This window comes from Rhodanobacter sp. Root179 (genome assembly GCF_001428465.1).
In the GTDB taxonomy this organism is placed as follows: Bacteria; Pseudomonadota; Gammaproteobacteria; order Xanthomonadales; family Rhodanobacteraceae; genus Rhodanobacter.
Genome location: NZ_LMHR01000081.1, coordinates 89,029 through 109,237, shown reverse-complemented (window position 1 = coordinate 109,237; position 20,209 = coordinate 89,029). Strand labels below are relative to the sequence as shown.

At 66.4% G+C, this 20,209-nt stretch carries 17 protein-coding genes; 1 reads left to right on the top strand and 16 read right to left on the bottom strand.

What is annotated here, in order from left to right:
• Nucleotides 1-45: 45 nt before the first annotated feature.
• The 4 genes from tilS to ASD82_RS11495 all read right to left on the bottom strand — a co-directional run bounded on the left by tilS (nucleotide 46) and on the right by ASD82_RS11495 (nucleotide 4,447).
• Entirely contained in the window at nucleotides 46-1,347 is a 1,302-nt protein-coding gene (gene tilS, locus ASD82_RS11510; protein WP_056717970.1) for a tRNA lysidine(34) synthetase TilS, read from the bottom strand.
• Between the two features lie 10 nt (nucleotides 1,348-1,357).
• Nucleotides 1,358-2,095, bottom strand: coding sequence for an NYN domain-containing protein (locus ASD82_RS11505; RefSeq protein ID WP_056717969.1), 738 nt, complete (start codon nucleotides 2,093-2,095; stop codon nucleotides 1,358-1,360).
• A 70-nt stretch (nucleotides 2,096-2,165) separates the two neighbouring features.
• A complete protein-coding gene (locus ASD82_RS11500) occupies nucleotides 2,166-3,380 on the bottom strand; it encodes a hypothetical protein (RefSeq protein ID WP_056717968.1) in 1,215 nt (404 codons plus the stop codon).
• A 110-nt stretch (nucleotides 3,381-3,490) separates the two neighbouring features.
• Nucleotides 3,491-4,447 carry an acetyl-CoA carboxylase carboxyltransferase subunit alpha gene (locus tag ASD82_RS11495; RefSeq protein WP_056717967.1) on the bottom strand — a complete coding sequence of 319 codons (957 nt, stop codon included), beginning with the start codon at nucleotides 4,445-4,447 and terminating at the stop codon, nucleotides 3,491-3,493.
• Between the two features lie 173 nt (nucleotides 4,448-4,620).
• Here ASD82_RS11495 and ASD82_RS11490 point away from each other — a divergent pair, with 173 nt between their 5' ends.
• Entirely contained in the window at nucleotides 4,621-4,995 is a 375-nt protein-coding gene (locus ASD82_RS11490; RefSeq protein WP_056717966.1) for a YajD family HNH nuclease, read from the top strand.
• 50 nt (nucleotides 4,996-5,045) lie between these two features.
• Here ASD82_RS11490 and dnaE read toward each other — a convergent pair whose 3' ends face one another.
• The 12 genes from dnaE to ASD82_RS11430 all read right to left on the bottom strand — a co-directional run bounded on the left by dnaE (nucleotide 5,046) and on the right by ASD82_RS11430 (nucleotide 20,209).
• Nucleotides 5,046-8,669 (bottom strand): DNA polymerase III subunit alpha, encoded by a 3,624-nt coding sequence (gene dnaE / locus ASD82_RS11485; protein WP_056717965.1) that lies wholly within the window; start codon nucleotides 8,667-8,669, stop codon nucleotides 5,046-5,048.
• Nucleotides 8,670-8,788: 119 nt separating this feature from the next.
• Entirely contained in the window at nucleotides 8,789-9,349 is a 561-nt protein-coding gene (locus tag ASD82_RS11480) for a TlpA disulfide reductase family protein (protein WP_056717974.1), read from the bottom strand.
• 93 nt (nucleotides 9,350-9,442) lie between these two features.
• Nucleotides 9,443-9,643 (bottom strand): hypothetical protein, encoded by a 201-nt coding sequence (locus ASD82_RS11475; RefSeq protein ID WP_056717964.1) that lies wholly within the window; start codon nucleotides 9,641-9,643, stop codon nucleotides 9,443-9,445.
• 222 nt (nucleotides 9,644-9,865) lie between these two features.
• Nucleotides 9,866-10,486: a ribonuclease HII gene (rnhB, locus tag ASD82_RS11470; protein ID WP_056717963.1), complete on the bottom strand. Its 621-nt coding sequence runs from the start codon at nucleotides 10,484-10,486 to the stop codon at nucleotides 9,866-9,868.
• A gap of 49 nt (nucleotides 10,487-10,535) precedes the next feature.
• Nucleotides 10,536-11,762 carry a lipid-A-disaccharide synthase gene (lpxB, locus tag ASD82_RS11465; RefSeq protein WP_056717962.1) on the bottom strand — a complete coding sequence of 409 codons (1,227 nt, stop codon included), beginning with the start codon at nucleotides 11,760-11,762 and terminating at the stop codon, nucleotides 10,536-10,538.
• 63 nt (nucleotides 11,763-11,825) lie between these two features.
• Entirely contained in the window at nucleotides 11,826-12,599 is a 774-nt protein-coding gene (gene lpxA / locus ASD82_RS11460; RefSeq protein WP_007804451.1) for an acyl-ACP--UDP-N-acetylglucosamine O-acyltransferase, read from the bottom strand.
• Complete coding sequence (gene fabZ, locus ASD82_RS11455; RefSeq protein ID WP_056717961.1) at nucleotides 12,596-13,069, bottom strand: 3-hydroxyacyl-ACP dehydratase FabZ; 474 nt, start codon at nucleotides 13,067-13,069, stop codon at nucleotides 12,596-12,598. Before fabZ ends, lpxA begins: the two co-directional genes overlap by 4 nt.
• The gene (gene lpxD / locus ASD82_RS11450; RefSeq protein ID WP_056717960.1) at nucleotides 13,062-14,090 is read right to left on the bottom strand and encodes a UDP-3-O-(3-hydroxymyristoyl)glucosamine N-acyltransferase; all 1,029 of its coding nucleotides are present in this window, start codon (nucleotides 14,088-14,090) and stop codon (nucleotides 13,062-13,064) included. The genes fabZ and lpxD overlap by 8 nt, the downstream gene beginning before the upstream one ends.
• Nucleotides 14,091-14,205: 115 nt before the next feature.
• Nucleotides 14,206-16,632, bottom strand: coding sequence for an outer membrane protein assembly factor BamA (bamA, locus tag ASD82_RS11445; RefSeq protein WP_056717959.1), 2,427 nt, complete (start codon nucleotides 16,630-16,632; stop codon nucleotides 14,206-14,208).
• 198 nt (nucleotides 16,633-16,830) lie between these two features.
• Entirely contained in the window at nucleotides 16,831-18,177 is a 1,347-nt protein-coding gene (gene rseP, locus ASD82_RS11440) for an RIP metalloprotease RseP (protein WP_056717958.1), read from the bottom strand.
• 36 nt (nucleotides 18,178-18,213) lie between these two features.
• Complete coding sequence (locus ASD82_RS11435) at nucleotides 18,214-19,389, bottom strand: 1-deoxy-D-xylulose-5-phosphate reductoisomerase (protein WP_056717957.1); 1,176 nt, start codon at nucleotides 19,387-19,389, stop codon at nucleotides 18,214-18,216.
• A gap of 1 nt (nucleotide 19,390) precedes the next feature.
• Nucleotides 19,391-20,209, bottom strand: a complete 819-nt coding sequence (locus ASD82_RS11430) for a phosphatidate cytidylyltransferase (RefSeq protein WP_056717956.1) — start codon at nucleotides 20,207-20,209, stop codon at nucleotides 19,391-19,393.

Below are 20,209 nucleotides of genomic sequence, written 5' to 3'. Positions count from 1 at the left end.
CCTCTCCCGCTCGCGGGAGAGGATTGAGGTGAGGGCCGCCCCGCCTCACCGCCCCGCCCGCCAACGCGGCCACGCCCCCACCCCCCGAAACAACTCCCCCCCGCGCCCGCTAACCCAACAATCCGCCACCGCCACCAGCTCATCGCCCGAAAGGATCAACGGACAACATGCTCTCCGCCATGGCGGCATCCGCGCCTGCTGGAACAGGTCGCGCAATTCCCGGGTATGCGCGTCGCGCTCCGGCTTGATGCGTTCCCCGCCGCGACGCAGCCGCACGCGCAAGGGCTGCACGAAACGGGCGGCAGGATCGTCCATGGCCAGTTCGCCGCCATCGGGAAGCAGCAGCGGTTCGCCTTGCCAGTCGGCCTGCCACTCGTCATCGATGTCGATGGTAGTCGGCAGCGCCCACAGCCGGCCCTTCCAGATATGCAGCTCGGTGTCATCCCAGCGAATGCAGGGCAACCGGCCGGCACGTGCCGCGCATTGACGCTCGATCTGCTGGCGTTGCGCCGCGGTGGGCGCGCTGCGACCACGCGCATGCAGCCAGTGATCGAGCAAGGGTTCGCGCAGCGCCGGCGCCAGCGCCAGCCAGCCAGGGGCGTCCAAACTGCCGCTGGATGCGTCGTGCAGTTCGTCGAACGCGGCCAGCCATTGCGTGCGCAGCGTGTCCGCCGCCGCGCGACTCAATGCCGCGCTGTGCAGGATCGAATCTGGCGCCTGCGGCCAGAAGCGCAGCAGGCGCGGCAGTATCTCGTGGCGCAGGCGATTGCGGGCGAGGTGGATGTCGGCATTGGACGGATCGTCGATGCAGGCCAGCCCCTGCGCCGCCACGTAGTCGTGCAGCTGCTGGCGGGGAAGTTCGAGCAGCGGGCGCCACAACTGGCCACCATCGAACCGGCGCAAGGCACGCATGCCGCCCAGTCCCTCGGGCCCGGCGCCGCGCAGCAGTTTCAGCAAGACCGTTTCGACCTGATCGTCGCGGTGATGGGCGAACAGCAGCAGCTCGCCTTCGCGCAACCGGGCGGCCAGCGCGGCGTGGCGCGCTTCGCGTGCGGCCGCTTCCAGGCCGCTGCCGCTGCCACGCTGCACGTGCACCGGCAACACCTCGCAAGGGATGTCGAGCGCGGCGCAGAACGCCCGACAATGTTCCGCCCAGAGGCGGCTGTCCCCGTGCAGGCCGTGATCGACATGCAATGCCCGCAGCCCGCGAAGGCGCGCCGGCGCCAGCTGCGCCAGCGCATGCAGCAAGGCGCTGGAATCGGGCCCGCCACTGAAGGCCACGCACAGCGGCGCGGGTGGCAAGGTCTCGAGCGCGCGGCGCAGGTGCCGGTGCAGCGTGTCGCTCACTTCGGGCCGCTCATTTTTTCGCGGCGCGCTGGCGCGCGTAGATGTGCTTGCCGTTGCCGATGTGGCGTTCCTCGGTATCGAACAGGCCGATGCCCTTGATCAGTCCACTGAGCTTGGCATAGCCGTAGTTGCGTGAATCGAAGTCGGGCGACTGCTTGTTGATGATGCTGCCGATCGGGCCCAGGCCGGCCCAGCCGGTATCGTCCGAGGCCGCCTCGATGGCGCCGCGCAGCAGGTTCATCAGGTGGGTGTCGCCACGCAGTTCCTTGGCCGAGCGCTGCTTCGGCGCCTCTTCGGCTTCGGCGGTCGCCGTGGTGCCGGCCAGCACTTCGGTGTAGATGAACTTGTCGCAGGCGGTGCGGAACGGTTCGGGTGTCTTGCGCTCGCCGAAGCCGTACACGGTCAGCCCCGATTCGCGGATGCGCGAGGCCAGCCGGGTGAAATCGCTGTCGCTGGAGACGATGCAGAAGCCGTCGAAACGCCCGGCGTAGAGCAGGTCCATCGCATCGATGATCATCGCCGAATCGGTGGCGTTCTTGCCGACGGTGTAGCGGAACTGCTGGATCGGCTGGATCGAGTGGCGCAGCAGCACTTCCTTCCAGCCGTTCAAGTCCGGCTTGGTCCAGTCGCCGTAGATGCGCTTGACGTGGGCGGTGCCGTATTTCGCGATTTCCGCCAGCAAGCCCTCGACGATCGCCGGGCGGGCGTTGTCGGCGTCGATCAGTACGGCGAGCTTGTCGTGGGCCATGGTTCTCTCCCGCAGGGGTTGGGCACGATGATGGTAGCGCGCGCCGAGCACGTCGTGCTTCGCGGGTTCCCTAATGGAGCACGCCGGCCTCGTGCAGGGATTGCTTCAGCGTCTTCATGTCATGCCATCCGCTGAACTTCTTCACCAGGCGGCCGTGGCGGAAAACGTAGAACGTGGGCATTGCCCAACTGTCCAGCATCGACCATTCGCTGTCCTGCCAGGCGAGGTGGATCGGCTGGCCGGGAAACTCCCGGTTCCACTCACTGACTGAACTGAAGTACTCGTTCTGGCTGGCGAGCCAGATGGCATCACGGGTGAAGATGGGGCGCAATTGCGCATCCGCCTCGATGGCACGCGCCGCATCCTTCGAGAAGTGGCACGAGGCAACCACCACGATGCGCAGCGGCGCGGTCAGGTCGAAAGGCTGGCGCGACATCGTGTTGTTCTGCGCGTCCACGGTCAGTGCCGTAGGCTGTCCCGGCGGCAATGAGCCTGGCATGTGGAACGCAGGCACGTTGTCGGCATCCATGTGGGGGTGGCTTCTTGCCAGCCTGCTGGCGGCATCGAAATCGCGGCTGGCGACCAGCGCCCGATGCAGGCCTGCAAAATCCCTGTCGCCCACCATGTTGCGTCGCTGCATCTCGGTCAGATCCATTCGCAACTGGGCGATGTGCGCTGAGCTGGGTACGTAGAACACGGCTTCTTCAGCGGCGCGCCTGAGCAGCCTCAGATCGGCGTAGCTCGTCGAACGCAGGCGTTCCGGCGTCTGATGACTGCCGAATAGTCGGTCGTAGTGGTTGCCGGCGAGGGCGAAGCGCCGGGTGTCGGGCAGGGAAGATTCGGCTTTTTGCAGGACGAGTTCGTCATAGCGTTCTTCCACGTCGCTTTCCGTGCAGGTGTCGACGGTGCATCCCCTGGCGGCGGCATCCTGCTCGCGCTCGCGTTTGCGGGTGGCCTGCTCGGCTGGTGTGAGCCCCTCGCTGGCGTATTGTTCAGCACCGAACAGCGCCAGCAGGCGCACGATCTGCGGATGCGTCAGTTCGTTGGCAAGATCCTCCAGCGGGATGCTGCGCAATCCGTGTTGGCCAAAGTCGAGTTGTCCGAGAAACCGTTTCCGCCCACCGGGCGACAAGTCATCCAGTGGCGAGGTGCCCGGTGGGGTGTCGTGCAGATAGCGGGCAAGTGCCGCTTTCGAGCTGATCGGCGTTTGCGCGACTGGTGCCGAGGCGATGACGAAGGCCGGGAAAAGCCAAATGGCCAGGACGGCAAGCTGCTGACGGCTCATGGACAATCCTTGTGTTGTCGGTCGCACAGACCGACCGAACCTGACACGGGACATCATCCGACACCGGTATCCGATCTGACTCGATCGGTCACGTCGGTGTCGACGCGGGCTTATCCCTGGTACGCGCCGTAGCTGCGCAGGCGCTGGTAGCGCTGTTCGAGCAGGTCGGGCACGGGCATCGCCTGGAGTTCGTCGAGCTGCTTCAGCAGCACGGCTTTCAGGCGGATCGCCATCGAGCGCGGATTGCGATGGGCGCCGCCCAGCGGCTCGCGCACGACCTTGTCGACCAGGCCCAGTTCGAACAGGCGCGGGGCGGTCATGCCGAGGGCCTCGGCGGCGTCCTTCACCTTGTCGGCGCTCTTCCACAGGATCGAGGCGCAGCCTTCGGGCGAGATCACCGAATAGGTCGAGTACTGCAGCATGTTGGTGCGGTCGCCCACGCCGATCGCCAGCGCGCCGCCGGAGCCGCCTTCGCCGATCACGGTGCAGATGATCGGCACCTTGAGCTCGGCCATTTCCAGCAGGTTGCGGGCGATCGCCTCGCTCTGGCCGCGCTCCTCGGCACCGACGCCGGGATAGGCTCCGGGGGTGTCGATCAGGGTCAGCAGCGGCAGGCCGAAACGCTCGGCCATCTTCATCAGGCGCAACGCCTTGCGATAGCCTTCCGGGCGCGGCATGCCGAAATTGCGGCGCACCTTGTCCTTGGTGTTGCGGCCCTTCTGGTGGCCGATGATCACCATCGGCCGACCGTTGACGCGGCCCAGGCCGCCCACGATGGCGGCGTCCTCGGCGTACATGCGGTCGCCGGCCAGTTCGTGGAATTCCTCGCAGATCACGCCGATATAGTCGAGCGTGTACGGACGCGCCGGGTGGCGCGACAGCTGGGTGGTCTGCCACGAGTTGAGGTTGCGGAAGATCTCGGCGGTCTTGATCTTCAGCTTTTCGCGCAGGCGGCCGACCTCGTCCTCGATATTGAACGCCTGGCCGTCGCTGGCGTGGCGAAGCTCTTCGATCTTCGCGTCCAGTTCGGCAATGGGTTGTTCGAAATCGAGGAAGTTTGGGTTCATTCGCTGCAATTCACGGTACTGAAGCGCTGCAGTATAGCGTCCCGCAACAAAACGCGAGAACGCCGCCGTATGGCTGTGACGGGGTCGACACCCGGTCTGCCACGGGCGGCGCGATTGCGCTATCGTCCGCCCCATCACGCCTGTCCCATCACGTCCGCAGTTGGATCATCTGCATGTCAAGCAAGCCCATCGACAACGCGAAACTCGACCGCATCGTGGCCGAGGCCCGGCGCGCCGCCGAGCAGCGCGAGCTGGGTTATCGCGAGCGCGCCCTGAAGATGTACCCGTGGGTGTGCGGCCGCTGCGCCCGCGAGTTCACCCGCACGAACCTGTCCGAGCTGACCGTGCACCACCGCAACCACGATCACGACTTCAACCCGCCCGACGGCAGCAATTGGGAGCTGCTGTGCGTGTATTGCCACGACAACGAGCACTCGCGGCACATCGACCACGTGCGCGGCGGGGTGATGGCGGTGGAGGAAGCGCCGCCGGCGACGGGCAATCCGTTTGCCGACCTCAAGGCGATGATGGAGCGGGGCAGGAAGTAGCGACCCCACCCCAACCCTCCCCTGCGAAGCAGGGGAGGGAGCAAGGCGCGTCAATCCTGCTGCTTGACGATGCGAAGGCGGACGGCTTGCACGCCGGGCAGGGCGCGGACGGCGCGCAGCAGGTCGGGGATGGCGTCGACCCGCCAGGCCTCGCCCAGTTCCAGGTCGGCCTGGGCGTTGCGGTTGCGGTAGCCATGCAGGGTGACGCTGGCGCGACCGCCGCGGTAGCCGGACAGGGTGCGCTGCAACTGGGCGGCAAAGTCGGGGCCGATGCCGTTCAATTTCAGCTGCAGCACGCGTGCGTGCTTGCGACAGGCGTCTTCCAGTGACAACGCGCTGCGTGCGCGCAACTGGAAACCGCCGCCGGAGAAGTCGTCGATGCGCAGGCCGCCATCGACCACCAGCATCTGGTCGCGGGTGAGCAGCGGCGCCATCTGCTGGTACAGCTCGCCGAAGAAGCTCACCTCGATGATGCCGGTGCCGTCTTCCAGCCGCACGAAGGCATCGCTGTCGCCGCGCTTGCGCACGGCGGTGACCATGCCGGCGACGGTCCATGGCGTGTCGGGGCCACGGCGGAAACGGTTGTTGTCGCCGTCGTCGTTCTTGCGCGGCTTGGGCGGCTGGTAGCGATCGACGATCTCGCCCAGCGGGCAGGTCGACAGTTGCGCCAGTTCGTCCTTCCACGGGTCGGTGGGATGGCCGGAGAGGTAATGGCCCAGCGTGTCGCGCTCGCCCTGCAGCTTCTGTTCCAGCGGCCATTCGGGCACGGTCGGCAGTTCGATTTTCACTACCGGCGTGGTGTTGCCCATCGCCGCGCCGAACATGTCGTTCTGGCCGGACTGCTTGTCGCGCAGGTGCTGTTCGGCGGCCTTGATCGCGTCGGGCAGTTGCAGCATCAGGCTGGCGCGATTGGCCGCCAGCGCATCCAGCGCGCCGGCCATGATCAGGGCTTCCAGCACGCGCCGGTTGAGTTTGTTGGGATCGACGCGACGACAGAAATCAGCGAGGTCCGTATAAGCGCCGTGGGCGCGTTCGGCCACGATCGCTTCGCACGCACCCTGGCCGACTCCCTTGATCGCGCCGAGGCCGTACTGGATCACCCTGGGCTCGATCGCCACGAACATGTACTCGGACGCGTTGACGTCCGGTGGCTGCACGGTGATGCCGATCGCGCGCGCTTCGTTGAGGAAGGTTACCGCCTTGTCGGTGTTGTCCATGTCCGCGGAGATCGTCGCGGCCATGAACTCGGCAGGGTAGTGCGCCTTCAGCCACGCGGTCTGGTACGAAACCAGCGCATAGGCGGCGGCATGCGACTTGTTGAAGCCGTAGCCGGCGAATTTCTCCATCAGGTCGAAGATGGAATCGGCCTTCTCTCCGGTGAGGCCGTCCTTCGCCGCACCCTCGCGGAACTTGGCGCGCTCCTTGGCCATTTCCTCCAGTTTCTTCTTGCCCATCGCGCGGCGCAGCAGGTCGGCGCCGCCGAGCGAGTAGCCGCCCACGATCTGCGCCATCTGCATCACCTGCTCCTGGTAGACCATGATGCCGTAGGTCTCTTTCAGGATCGGTTCGACGCGCGGGTCGGGATACTCCACGTCCTCGCGGCCGTGCTTGCGCGCCACGAAGCTCGGGATCAGGTCCATCGGGCCGGGGCGGTACAGCGCCACCAGCGCGATGATGTCCTCGAAGCGGTCGGGCTTGGCGTCCTTCAGCATGCGCTGCATGCCGGAGGATTCGAGCTGGAACACCGCGACCGTCTGCGCCTTCTTCAGCAGCTCGTACGGCGCCGGGTCATCCAGCGGTATTTGGGAAATGTCCAGCGGCCCCTCGCCCATGGAGCCTGCGGCAGCCGCAGGCTGCTCCGGATTGTCTTCCCCTGCCTGCAGGGGAAGATGCCCGGAGGGCAGATGGGGTCTGCTTTTCGCACGGCGCGCGTTGATCGCCTTCACCGCCCAGTCGATGATGGTCAGCGTGCGCAGGCCGAGGAAGTCGAACTTCACCAGGCCGACCGCTTCGACGTCGTCCTTGTCGTACTGGGTCACCACGCCGCCGCCGCCGGCTTCGCAGTACAGCGGCGCGAAGTCGGTCAGCGGGGTCGGCGCGATCACCACGCCGCCAGCGTGCTTGCCGGCGTTGCGGGTGAGGTTTTCCAGGCTCAGCGCCAGGTCGATCAGTGCACGGGCGTCCTCGTCCTGCTCATAGGTTTCGCAGAACTCCTTGACGACGCGGTCGGTCTCCTTCTTCGATTTCTCGGAGCGGCCGAGCGCGTCGGAAAGTGTCAGGTCGAGCGGTCGCGGCGGCACCATCTTGGCCAGCCGGTCGACCTGGCCGTACGGCATGCTGAGCACGCGGCCGGAGTCGCGCAGCACGGCCTTGGCCGCCATCGAGCCGTAGGTGATGATCTGGCTGACGCGGTCGCGACCGTACTTGCGCGCCACGTAGTCGATCACCTCGTCGCGGCGATCCATGCAGAAGTCGATGTCGAAGTCGGGCATCGACACGCGTTCGGGGTTGAGGAAGCGCTCGAACAGCAGGTTGAACTGCAACGGGTCGAGGTCGGTGATCTTCAGCGCCCAGGCCACCAGCGAGCCGGCGCCCGAACCGCGCCCGGGGCCGACCGGGATGCCGTTCTGTTTGCCCCAGTTGATGAAGTCCGCCACGATCAGGAAGTAGCCGGGGAAGCCCATCTTGACGATGACGTCCAGCTCGCGTTCCAGCCGGGCGTTGTAGTCGTCCAGCGTGTGGTCGGCTGCCAGCGGCGCGTTTTCCAGGCGCTCGCGCAGGCCTTGCCGCGACAGCTCGCGGATATGGCTGTCGAGGTCGTGGCCTTCGGGAACCGGGAAGTCGGGCAGGTAGTACGTGCCGAACTTCAGTTCCAGCGTGCAGCGCTTGGCCAGTTCGACGGTGTTTTCCAGCGCCTCGGGAATATCCGCGAACAGCGCGGCCATCTCGGCGGGCGTCTTCAGGTATTGCTGGTCGCTGTATTCGCGGGGGCGTTTGGGGTCGGCCAGCACGCGGCCCTGGTTGATGCATACGCGTGCTTCGTGCGCGGCGAAGTCATCCTGCTTGAGGAAGCGCACGTCGTTGCTGGCCAGCACCGGCAGCGCCAGTTCGCCGGCCAGTGCCAAGGCGGCGGTGTTCCAGTTTTCCTCGCCGTCGCGGCCGCAGCGGGTCAGCTCCAGATACAGCCGGTCGGGAAACAGCCGGGCCAGCGGACGCAACCTGACCTGCGCCGCGTCGATGCCCTGGCCGATGGCGAGGCGAGCGGTTTCGCTGTCGCGTCCGAGCAGGGCGATCAGGCCCTCGGTGGCGCCGGCGGTGAGCCACGACACGTCGACCAGGGCGCGCCCGCCGTGCTGACCTTCCTGCCACGCGCGCGAGACCAGTCGCGACAGGTTGAGATAACCGTCGCGGTTCTGGCACAGCAGGGTGAGTCGCCACGGGCGCGGGTCGTCGCTGGAGGAAATCCACAGGTCGCAACCGCCGATCGGCTTGATGCCGGCGGCGCTGCAGGCCTTGTAGAACTTCACCAGTGCGAACATGTTGCTGTCGTCGGTCAGTGCCACCGCCGGGATGCCGTCGCGCACGCAGGCGGCGACCAGCGCCTTGATGCGGATGGTCGAGTCGACCAGCGAATATTCGCTGTGCAGGTGCAGGTGGGTGTAGCTGACGGTCATGCCGGTTTACGCACTGAATTCATGCAGGCTACCCGGCGGCCGGGGCAGCGGCAAGATTGACTTCCGCGCGGTTTGCGCGAAGCGCGCTGGCGCCCCGATCGGCTCAAGGCCCGATCAACTCAAGGCCTGGTGACGGCCGCCGTCGCGGCAGGCTGTTCGAGCAGCAGGGCGTTGATCTCGCCGACCAGCGTGTCCAGCATGTCGGCACCGTAGCCGACATGGACGTGGGCGATGCTGCCGTCGCGACGCAGCATCACCATCACCGGAATGCCGCTGACGCCGTAGGGCTTGCCGATCGTGCCGTCACGGTCCCAGGTGACCAGCAGTTCGGGCAGGCTCCTGCGCAGTACGCGCGAGGTTCGCACGAAGGTGTCGCGGTCTTCCCGATGATTGACCGCCACCACCTGCAGCGGCAGGCCGCGCCGGGTCGCCAGCAACTGCCGCTTCGCCAGCACGGGAATCTCTTCCATGCAGTAGCCGCACCAGGTGGCCCAGAAACTGATCACCACGACCTTGCCGTGCAGCGAGGAGACGGTCACCTCCTGGCCTCGCTGCGTGGTGCCCAGCGCATCCGGCGGCGTGTCGCCCGGATGGAGTCCCGGCCTGTCGCCGGCAACGGCATGGCAGCAAAGCAGCAGGCCAAGCAACAGGCCAGGCAGCACGATCGCGATTCTGCGCATCTCTTCCATTCCCCCGGGGTACGCGCCAGCGTAGCAACATGCCGCGGAGCGAGGAAGTCGGGCCACGTGGCCTGATCGGAACGGCCTGCCGGCTCAGCGGACGAAGAAGCGCTCGTCCTCGCCGGCGGTGCTCATGTAATGATCGAGCGCCTGTACCCGCAGCGGTTGCAGGTTGTAGTCGGCGTGCGACAGCGGGGTTTCGTCGGTGCGATCGGTCGTGTCGAGAACCGGTTCCCATGCGGACGCCGCGGTCGATGGCGACGGGGTGGTCGGGTGGCTTTGCGGATGCATCATGGCGTGACTCCTGCGTTCCCTGGGAACGCGTGCGAGTTCGCTGGCGAGCGGGCCGGCAGGTCGGTACGGGCCGGTGCAACGGGCGCATCCGTGCTGTGCGGGTTTCCTTGAAGGTAATGATGCGCGCGCGCGGGGGAAAGTTGCATAGACCGATGGCCTATGCGGATCAATCTCATCGGAATGCGCGATCGTGGCTGGAACGGGAACAAGCGCTCCCGGCGGTCAGAACAGCCTTGCCTGATCCAGCAGCAGTCGCACCGGGGCGAAGCTGCGGCGGTGCTGGGCACAGGGGCCGAGCATCTGCAGCGCAGCCAGGTGCGCCGGCGTGGGATAACCCTTGTGCGCGGCGAAGCCGTAGCCGGGATGGAGGTTTTCCATGGCCACCATCAGGCGGTCACGGCTGACCTTGGCCAGGATCGAGGCGGCGCTGATGGCCGGTTCCAGCGCATCGCCGCCGACGATCGCCCGGCCGGGACAGGGCAGGTCCTTCGGCAACTGGTTGCCGTCGACGAGGGCTTCGTGCGCACCCGGTGCGAGGCCGGCAACCGCGCGGCTCATGCCGGTCATGGTGGCCTGGAAGATGTTCAGGCGGTCGATCTCGTCCGGTTCGATCAGCACCACGCACCAGGCCAGCGCGCGCTCGATGATCAGGGGATAAAGCGCCTCGCGTTTCGCCTCGCTGAGCTTCTTCGAATCGTCCAGACCGGGGATCGGGCGGGACGGGTCGAGGATCACCGCGGCGACGGCCAGCGGGCCGGCCAGCGGGCCACGTCCCGCTTCGTCCACGCCGGCCACGAACAGGCTCGCTCCAATCGAGTCCCGCGCGTCTTGCGTTTGCCTCATCCCGCCCGAGGGGGAGGGTTGAGGTGGGGAGCAGGTACTCGCGGAACGCTCAGCCATGGCCGGGATTCCGTGCATCGATCAGCTCGGCGATGGCCGCCGCGGCGCGATCGCCGGCCTGATCGTCCAGCCCGCCGCGCAGCGCCTGGTGCAATTGCTCGAAGGCGGCGACCACCGCGCCACGCCGCTCGCTGTCCTTGAACAGCGCCAGGGTGGCGGCAGCGAGGTTCTCCGCGGTGCAGTCGTCCTGCATCAGTTCCGGCACCAGCAGGCCGCCACCGATATCGATGCCGCTGGCGCGTGCCAGGATGTTCGGCAGCGAATAGATGTCGGTCTTCAGCATCTTCAGCGCGCGGGCGATGCGATAGCTCATCGGTGCCACGCGATAGCCCACCACCATCGGCCGCTTGGCCAGCATCGCCTCCAGCGTGGCGGTGCCCGACGCCAGCAGCACCACGTCGGCCGCCAACATCGCCTCGTGCGCGTGGCCGTCGAGCAGCAGCGGGCGGGATTCGCCCTGGGGGACGTGGGCGAGCAGCGCGTCGAGCTTCGCGCGGACCCGGGCGTTGGCCGCGGGAATGACCACGCGCAGGCCCGGGACGGCCGTGGCGACGCGACTGGCGGCCTCGATGAACGGCTGGCCCAGCCGGCTCAATTCGGAAAGCCGGCTGCCGGGCAGTACGGCGAGCACGGGCGCCTGTTGCGGCAACTGCAGCACGTCGCGCGCGCCCACGCGGTCAGACACCAGGGCGAAACGATCGGCCAGCGGATGACCGACGAAGCGCGCATCGATGCCGTGCTTCGCATAGATCGCCGGTTCCATCGGGAACAGGCAGAGCACCCGATGGGCGCTGCGGCCGATCTTCTCGGCGCGTTTCTCGCGCCACGCCCATACCGACGGGCTGACGTAGTGCACGGTCAGCAGGCCGGCCTGTTTCAGGCGCTGCTCCACACCGAGGTTGAAATCCGGCGCGTCGATGCCGACCACGACGTCGGGTTTCAGCTCGAGCAGGCGCGCGACCAGCGCCTTGCGCAGGCGCAGCAGCCGGGGCAGGTGGAGGATGACTTCACTGAAACCGAACAGCGACAACTCGTGGATGTCGTACCAGGACTCGAAGTCTTCGCGCTGCATGCGCGCGCCACCGATGCCCACGAAACGCGCCTGAGGATAGCGTCGGCGCAAGGCGACGATCAGGTCGGCGCCGAGCTGGTCACCGGAGTCTTCGCCGGCAATGATGGCGATCAGGGGCGTTTGCGTGGAGACGTCGCTGTTTTGCATTTCGTCTCCTTCGTGAGGCGAGAACCAGAGCGCGTGCTTGATTTCCCGATAAGCGCGATGCGCTTATCGGGCGAGCGCGCGCTCGCTGTGGTCGAGGAACTCCAGCATGGCGCGCACGTCGTCGCTTTCGCGCGCCTGTTCGGCCAGCTTTTCGCGGGCTTCGGGCAGCGACAGGCCGGCCATGTACAGGGTGCGGTAGGCGCGCTTGATCGCGGCGATCCGCGGCGCGTCGAAACCACGGCGCTTCAGGCCTTCGCTGTTGATGCCCCGCGGGCGCCCGTGCTGTTCGTTGGCCATCATCACGAACGGCGGCACGTCGTGGCCGACCAGGCAGCCCATGCCGATGAACGCATGCGCGCCGACCTTGCAGAACTGGTGCACGCCGGAGTAGCCGGACAGGATCGTCCAGTCGCCGATGCTGACGTGCCCGGCCAGCGCCGAGTAGTTGGAGAACACCACGTTGTTGCCGATCTGGCAGTCGTGCGCGATGTGCACGTACGCCAGCACCCAGTTGTCGTTGCCGAGCCGGGTGATCGCGCCACCGTCACCGGTGCCGCGGTTGATCGTGGTGAATTCGCGGATCAGGTTGCGGTCGCCGATCACCAGTTCGGTGCGTTCGCCCTGCCACTTCTTGTCTTGCGGATCGCCACCCAGCGAGGCGAACTGGTTGATTCGGTTGTCGCGGCCGATCCGGGTCGGTCCCTCGATCACCACATGCGGCCCGATCACGGTGCCTTCGCCGATCTCCACCTCGGCACCGATCACGCTGTACGCGCCGATGCTGACGTTGGCGCCGATGATGGCGGAGGGGTCGATCAGTGCGGTGGGATGGATCATTTGCCCGACCTCGCGGCGCACATCAATTCGCAACTGGCCACTTCCTTGCCATCGACCAGGGAGCGCGCCTCGAAGATGCCCATGCCGCGCATCAGCCGTTTCAGGCTGACTTCCATGCGCAACTGGTCGCCGGGAACCACCGGGGCGCTGAAGCGCGCGTTGTCGACCTTGACCAGGTAGAACAGCGGGCTGACCTTGTCGCCCTTCATGTGGCGGCTGACCTGGGTCAGCAGGCCGGCGGCCTGCGCCATCGCCTCGATGATCAGTACGCCAGGCATTACCGGGTGTCCGGGGAAATGGCCCTGGAAGAACGGCTCGTTGATGGTCACGTTCTTGATCGCGACCACGCTGACCTCGGGCACGATCTCGATCACGCGGTCCACCAGCAGGAACGGGTAGCGGTGGGGGAGCAATTCCCGGATCTGCTCCACATCGATCGGCAGGGTCATGAAGTCGCTGTTTTCACTCATTGTCGCTGTCCTTCTCCAGCGTCGACAGTCGACGCGCGTACTCGTCCAGATGCTTGAAGCGCGCCGCATTCTTTCGCCACTGGCGGTTGTCCTGCAGGGGCACGCCCGATGAATATTCGCCCGGTTCGCGGATCGAATGCGTGACCAGGCTCTTGGCGGTAATGGTAACCCGGTCGGCCAGTTCCAGATGGCCAAGCACGCCGGCGTTGCCGCCGATCATGCAGTAACGGCCGATCCTCGCGCTGCCGGCTACTGCGGCGCAGCCGGCCATCGCGGTGTGCGCGCCGACGTGCACGTTGTGGGCGATCTGGATCTGGTTGTCCAGCCGCACGTCCTCTTCCAGCACGGTGTCGTCCAGTGCGCCGCGGTCGATCGTGGTGTTGGCCCCGATCTCGCAATCGTCGCCGATGCGCACGCCGCCGAGCTGGGGCAGCTTGATCCAGTGGTCCCGGTCGAAGGCCAGGCCGAAGCCGTCCGAGCCGATCACCGCACCGGGGTGCACCAGCACGCGCTGGCCCAGCGTGACCCGGGTCACCAGGGTGACCCGGGCGATCAGTCGTGAATGCGCGCCGACCGTGCAGTCCTCGCCGACGATGCAGTGTGGGCCGAGCACTACTCCCTCCGCGATCACCGCACGCTCGCCGACAACGCAGCCCGGCCCGACGCTGGCGCCGGGATCGACCTGCGCGCTGTCGGCCACCACGGCGCTGGGGTGGATGCCCGCTGCGGCGGCAGGCATCCGTTCGAACAGGGCGGCAAGTTTCGCGTAGGCCACATAGGGATCGGAGGCGACCAGCGCCGCCGTCGGGCACGCGGCCAGGTCCGCTTCGCGCAACACCACCACGCCGGCGCGGGTGGCTGCCAGCTGGCCGCTGTACTTGCTGTTGGACAGGAAGCTGAGCTGGCTGGGACCGGCGCCCGCCAGAGTGCCGACGCCGTCGATCACCCGCGCGCCATCGCCGCTTGCGACCAGGCCGAACCGCTCGGCCAGCCCGGCCACCGTGTAATGGATTGTGCTCATGCTTGCTCCGGAACCTGCCGGCCATTGTAGAGGGTGGCGGCGCGGCGTGCAGTCGACCCTTCCGGCAAAAGAAAGCGCGGCCGGGCCGCGCTTTCCGATCCACTTCCGTATGGAATCAGAACTGGCTGCCGAAGGTGAACTGGATGCGTTCCTCGTAATGGCGATCGGCGTCCTTGGAGCGGAACGGCACGGCCAGGCTGATGATCAGCGGGCCGATCGGCGCCTGCCACTGCAGCGAGAGACCGGTTGATGCGCGCAGTTCGGAGGCATCGAAGCTCTTGTAGTCCTTGTACACGTTGCCGACGTCCATGAACCAGGACACGCGGGCGGTGTTGACGTCCTTCAGGAACGGCAGCGGCAGGAAGACCTGGGCCGTGCCCAGGACCTTGAACGCGCCGCCGATCGGCTGGGAGTAGTAGGCGCCGTTGTTGCACATGCCCTTGGCATCAGGCGTGCTGCCATCGATGCACACGCGCGGACCCAGGGTGTTGTCCTGGAAGCCGCGCACGTCGCGCACGCCGCCGGCGTAGTAGTTCTGCCAGAACGGCAGGTCCTGGCGCATGTCGGTGATGATGTGGCCCTGGTTGACATTGTCGGCCTTGCTGGCCGCGGCCAATGCATCGTAGGCATCGTCGCTGATGCCGTTCTTGCCATAGGTCTTGCCGTAGCCGACCTGGCCATCCAGATACAGCACGAAGCCCTTGCCGATCGGCCAGTAGTGGTTGAGTTCGGTGTTGAGCTTCCAGTACTGCACGGTCGAGCCGGGCAGGGCGACGTCGGTCGAGGCCGAGATCAGGCCACCGCGGGTCGGCGCCCAGTAGCCATTGCGGGTGTCGTGGTTCCAGCCCAGCGTGCCGGTCCAGGTGTGGATCGTCTTGTTGCCGATCTCGTTCTGGTAGTCGATCAGCACCAGCGGGCTGTAGCCCGGGTACAGGTTGACCTTGTTGCTGCTGATGCCCAGGCCCACGCGCAAGCCGTCGGTTTCGCTGATCGGAATGCCGAGATAGGAGGAGAAACTTGTCGTGCTTGTCGCGTAGTTGGCGAAGTCGGTGTTGCCGTAGTCGGTCTTCGAGTACGAGGCGCTGTAGCCGATGCCGATGCCGCTGTCGGTCAGGTAGGGGTTGTAGTAATTCAATCCCAGGCGCGTGTAGTACGTGCTGCGCTCGCCGCTGATCGAGAAGCTGTCGCCGGTGCCGAACAGGTTGTTCTGCGACACCGAGGCATTCAGGATGATGCCGGAGTACTGCGAGTAGCCGATGCCGAACTGCATGCTGCCGGCCGACTGCTCCTCCACCTTGACGGTGACGTCCACCTTGTCCTGGGTGCCCGGGACGCGCGCCTTGTCGATGTCGACTGTCTTGAAGTAGCCGAGCCGCTGCAGACGAACCTTGGAACGGTCGATGGCGGCCTGCGAATACCAGGAACCCTCCAGCTGGCGCAGCTCGCGGCGCAGCACGCCGTCCTCGGTGCGCGTATTGCCCTGGAAGATCACCCGGCGCACGTAGACGCGCTGGCCGGGCTCGACGTACATGGTCAGGTCGACCGTGCGCTTTTCCTTGTCCAGCTTGGGAATCGGCGTGACCTTGGCATAGGCATAGCCGATGTTGGCCAGTACCGCCTTGATCGCCTTGCTGCTGGCTTCGATCGCGGCACGATTGAAGGTGGCGCCCGCCTTGGTGAAGACGAGTGAGCGCATGGTCTTTTCAGGCAGGATCAGGTCGCCCAGCAGCTTCACGTCGCTGACCGTATAGACCTCGCCTTCCTTGATGCTGGCGTCGATGTACATCGACCGCTTGTCCGGTGCGATCGCTACCTGGGTGGAGTCGATACCGAAGTCGGCGTAGCCGCGGTCCATGTAGTAGGACTGCAGCTTCTCGAGATCCCCGGACAGCTTTTCGCGCGAATACTGGTCATCCTTCGAATACCAGGACATCCAGCTGCTGGTGTCCGATTCGAAACCTTCGCGGATGTCCTTGTCGCTGAACGCGTGGTTGCCGAGGATGTTCAGTTCCTTGATCTTGGCGGCCTTGCCTTCGCGGATCTCGATCTCGATGGCGACGCGGTTGCGATCCAGCCGGGTCACGTGCGGGTCGACCGAAACATTGTACTTGCCGCGGTTGTAGTACTGCCGGATCAGTTCCTGCTGCACGTTGTCCAGCGCCAGCCGGTCGAAGGTCTCGCCCTCGGTGAGGCCGATCTCCTTCAGGCCCTTCTTGAGGTCGTCGGTCTTGATGTCCTTGTTGCCGCGCAGGGTCAGCTTGGCAATCGAGGGGCGCTCGACCACCTTGATCACCAGGATGCTGCCTTCGCGATCCATCTCGACATCGCTGAAGAACTTGGTCTGGTACAGCGCGCGGATGGCGCGCTGCGCCCCGTCGTTGGTTAGCTGGTCGCCCTTGTTGATCGGCAGATAGTTGTAGACGGTACCGGCGGAAATCCGGCTGAGGCCGTCAATGCGGATGTCCGACACCACGAAGGGATCGAACGCGAACGCATTGGCGGAGAGGGAGGCAAGCAGGATCAGCGCGGCGATACGCTTCATCGTCGATTCCGTTGGGTTATTTCGATGAAGCGGCCAGCGCGGCCGCCCCGATCAAGAGCATGGGGCAGGGACGAACCCCTTCCCGAAAAAGAAACGCGCCCTGCCGAGACAGGGAGCGACCTGAAACACCGCTGCAGCTTGCCGCGGCTGGCGCAGTCAGGCCTGTCATCGTGATCCCGTTGTCGCCGTGCGTCGGCATCACGACGGCAGCATGCGATGGATGTCGTTGTAGAAAGCCAGCCCCATCAGGGTGAACAGCAAGGCGATGCCGATGTACTGGCCGACCACCATCGTCTGTTCGCTGACCGGACTGCCCTTGACCAACTCCACAAGATAATACAGCAGGTGCCCGCCATCCAGGACCGGGATCGGCAGCAGGTTGAGGATTGCCAGGCTCAGCGAGATGAGTGCCAGGAAATTCAGGAACCACGGCAGCCCCATGCTGGCGGACTGATTGGCCACCGAGGCGATGCCGATCACGCCGGACAGGTTGTTGGTCGAAGCCTGGCCGCTGATCATCTTGCCGATCAGGTTGAAGGTCTGCGCGGTATTGCGCCAGGTGGCGTCGAGCGAGGCGGAAAACGCCCTGATCGGCCCGTAACGCAAGGTCACCTGTTCGGGACCGGGGCCATTGACGCCGATGATCCAGCTGACCGGCTGGCCTTCGATGGACTCGTGCCGCGCGTCGACCGCCAGCACCAGTGGCTTGCCGCCCCGCTCGATCGCCAGTTTCAGGTGCGGCGATTTTGCGGCCTCGAGTGGCACCAGTTTCTGGAACGCGGCGTAGTCGGTCACCGGCTGGCCGTTGATCGAGACGATCCGGTCGCCGCCCTGCATGCCGCCAAGTGCCGCCGGCATGCCGGGCAGCACGCTGGCGGCGATCGCCGGGGACGAGGCCAGCTTCAGCCCCAGTTGATCCAGATAGCTGGCCACGCCTTCGCCGGCGGGCAGCTCGTCCAGCGGCAATATCAGTTCGCGCTGGCGACCATCGGTGCCCCGAACGGTCAGCGGCAGCGGCGAACGCCCGAGCAGGGCGTTGACCACGCCGTCCATTGCATCGGTATAGGTGCCTACCTCTTCGCCATCGACGCGGAGGATACGGTCACCCGGCTGGATGCCGGCCCTGGCGGCGATGCTCTGCGGCGTGGCGGTGACCAGCGGGGCGGCATCGGGTCGGCCCAGCATGAACATCAGCCAGAACGCGGCGACGGTGAAAATCAGGTTGAAGCCCGGGCCGGCGGCGACGATGGCGATGCGCTTCCATACCGACTTGCCGGTGAATTCCTGTGACTGCAGGGCAGGGTCGACCTCACCCTCGCGGGCATCCAGCATCTTGACGTAACCGCCCAGTGGAATCGCGGCGATCTGGTATTCGGTGCCGTCGCGGCCGATGCGTTTCCAGATCGCGTTGCCGAAGCCGACCGAGAAGCGCAGCACCTTGACCCCACAGCGGCGCGCGACCCAGTAATGGCCAAACTCATGGAAGGTCACCAGCACACCGAGCGTGACCAGCAACCAGAACACCGAGCCGAAGAAGGAAGTCATCAAATACCGGGGCAGAAAGTCATCGGAGCAAGAATATCAGCAAGCATTGCGCAGGACGCGCCGGGCGGCCTCCCGCGCCATGCGGTCGCGTTCACAAAGCGTTCCAACATCGACCACGGCTTGCGCCGGCAGTTCCGCAAGTACCGACTCGACCACGTCGGCGATCGACAGGAAGGGCAGTGCGCCGCCGAGGAAGGCTTCCACGGCGATCTCGTTGGCCGCGTTCAGTACGGCGGGGGCATCGCCGCCGGCACGCAAGGCCTGGAAAGCCAGCGCCAGGCAGCGGAAGGTGACCAGGTCCGGCGGCTCGAACTGCAGCGGAGCGCACCGGGCCAGGTCCAGCGAAGGCACGCCGGACTCGATCCGTTCCGGCCAGGCCAGGGCATGGGCGATCGCGGTGCGCATGTCCGGATTGCCCAGCTGGGCCAGCACCGAGCCGTCGACGTACTCGACCATCGAGTGGATCAGGCTCTGCGGGTGCACCACCACGTCGATGACCTCGGCCGGCGCGGCGAACAGGTGGTGGGCCTCGATGACTTCCAGGCCCTTGTTCATCAGGGTGGCCGAGTCGACCGAGATCTTGCGCCCCATCACCCAGTTCGGGTGCTTGCAGGCCTGGTCCGGCGTGATGCCGGCCAGTTCGGCCCGCGTGCGGCCGCGGAACGGGCCGCCCGAGGCAGTCAGGACCAGCCGGCGCACGCCGCTTCGAGCCAGCTCGGGTCGGCCGCCGGGCAGGCACTGGAAGATCGCGTTGTGTTCGGAATCGACGGGAATCAGCGCGCCCTTGCCGGTGGCGACGGCCTCCAGCAGCAGCGGGCCGGCCATCACGATGGATTCCTTGTTGGCCAGCAGCAGGCGCTTGCCCGTGCGCGCGGCGGCCAGCGTGGACTCCAGCCCCGCGGCGCCCACGATGGCGGCCACCACGGTGTCGCACAGCTGGCCGGAAGCGGCCGTGGTCAGCGCGGCATGGCCGCTGGCCACCTCGCAACGTACCCCCGCGGCGCCCAGGCGACGGGCCAGTTCGCCTTCGAGCGCAGGATCGGCGATCACCGCCAGTTCGGGTCGGTGTTTCACGCACAAGCCGACCAGGGCCTCGACCTGGCGGTGCGCCGTCAGCACTGTGGCACGAAAGCGCCCGGGGTGACGCGCGATCACGTCGAGCGTGCTGCCGCCGATCGAGCCGGTGGCGCCGAGTACGGCAATGTCCTGCATGTCAGATGTCCAGCAACAGCAGGCCGGCGGCGAACACCGGCAGCGCGGCGAATACGCTGTCCAGTCGATCCATCAGGCCGCCGTGGCCGGGAAAGATGCTGCCCGAATCCTTTACCTGGGCGTGCCGCTTCATCAGGCTTTCCAGCAGGTCGCCCACGATCGATATCGCCACCGTGGCAGCGGCCAGCACCGCCAGCGCAAGCAGCGAGCTCCCGCGCACGCCGAGCAGCCAGCCACCCACATCGGCGACCAGCACGCCGGCGACCATCGCGCCGTATGCACCGGCCCAGGTCTTGCCGGGACTGATCTGCGGCGCCAGCTTGCGCTTGCCGAAGGTGCGGCCGCTGAAATACGCGCCGATGTCCGAGGCCCACACGATCACCAGGGCCAGCAGGGTCCACCAGTGACCGTGCGGCAGGCGGCCGTGGATGCTGGTGAGTGCGACCCAGGTGGGGAAGATCACGAAGACGCCGGCGATCAGCTTCAAGGTCAGGTTCTCGCGCGTGGGCGCGGCGCCGAAGGCGAAATGGCGCAGCCACAGGCAGGCCACCACCCACCAGGCCACGCCGACGGCGAGCAGCCACGGTGTCCATGCGCTGCCCCGGGCAAGCCAGAGCAGGATGAAGACGCCGGCAGCCGCGAGCAGCAGCACGATGCGCGCCGAACGGTTCTTCAGTCCGCTCAGCTGGGCCCATTCCCACCAGGCGGCGAGGAAGGCCAGCGCGACGATCGCACCGAAGATGCCGGTGGACGGCAGCAGGATGATCAGGATCGCCAGCGGCGCGAGCACCAGGGCGGTGAGAATGCGCTGAAGCAGCAT

Bases quoted from the DNA above. Each gene is read 5' to 3' on its own strand.
- bamA (WP_056717959.1), bottom strand. From the start codon at position 16,632: ATGAAGCGTATCGCCGCGCTGATCCTGCTTGCCTCCCTCTCCGCCAAT.
- lpxD (WP_056717960.1), bottom strand. From the start codon at position 14,090: ATGAGCACAATCCATTACACGGTGGCCGGGCTGGCCGAGCGGTTCGGC.
- ASD82_RS11500 (WP_056717968.1), bottom strand. From the start codon at position 3,380: ATGAGCCGTCAGCAGCTTGCCGTCCTGGCCATTTGGCTTTTCCCGGCC.
- lpxA (WP_007804451.1), bottom strand. From the start codon at position 12,599: ATGATCCATCCCACCGCACTGATCGACCCCTCCGCCATCATCGGCGCC.
- ASD82_RS11435 (WP_056717957.1), bottom strand. From the start codon at position 19,389: ATGCAGGACATTGCCGTACTCGGCGCCACCGGCTCGATCGGCGGCAGC.
- ASD82_RS11430 (WP_056717956.1), bottom strand. From the start codon at position 20,209: ATGCTGCTTCAGCGCATTCTCACCGCCCTGGTGCTCGCGCCGCTGGCG.
- rseP (WP_056717958.1), bottom strand. From the start codon at position 18,177: ATGACTTCCTTCTTCGGCTCGGTGTTCTGGTTGCTGGTCACGCTCGGT.
- lpxB (WP_056717962.1), bottom strand. From the start codon at position 11,762: ATGCAAAACAGCGACGTCTCCACGCAAACGCCCCTGATCGCCATCATT.
- dnaE (WP_056717965.1), bottom strand. From the start codon at position 8,669: ATGACCGTCAGCTACACCCACCTGCACCTGCACAGCGAATATTCGCTG.
- fabZ (WP_056717961.1), bottom strand. From the start codon at position 13,069: ATGAGTGAAAACAGCGACTTCATGACCCTGCCGATCGATGTGGAGCAG.
- ASD82_RS11495 (WP_056717967.1), bottom strand. From the start codon at position 4,447: ATGAACCCAAACTTCCTCGATTTCGAACAACCCATTGCCGAACTGGAC.
- ASD82_RS11505 (WP_056717969.1), bottom strand. From the start codon at position 2,095: ATGGCCCACGACAAGCTCGCCGTACTGATCGACGCCGACAACGCCCGC.
- ASD82_RS11475 (WP_056717964.1), bottom strand. From the start codon at position 9,643: ATGATGCATCCGCAAAGCCACCCGACCACCCCGTCGCCATCGACCGCG.
- rnhB (WP_056717963.1), bottom strand. From the start codon at position 10,486: ATGAGGCAAACGCAAGACGCGCGGGACTCGATTGGAGCGAGCCTGTTC.
- ASD82_RS11490 (WP_056717966.1), top strand. From the start codon at position 4,621: ATGTCAAGCAAGCCCATCGACAACGCGAAACTCGACCGCATCGTGGCC.
- ASD82_RS11480 (WP_056717974.1), bottom strand. From the start codon at position 9,349: ATGCGCAGAATCGCGATCGTGCTGCCTGGCCTGTTGCTTGGCCTGCTG.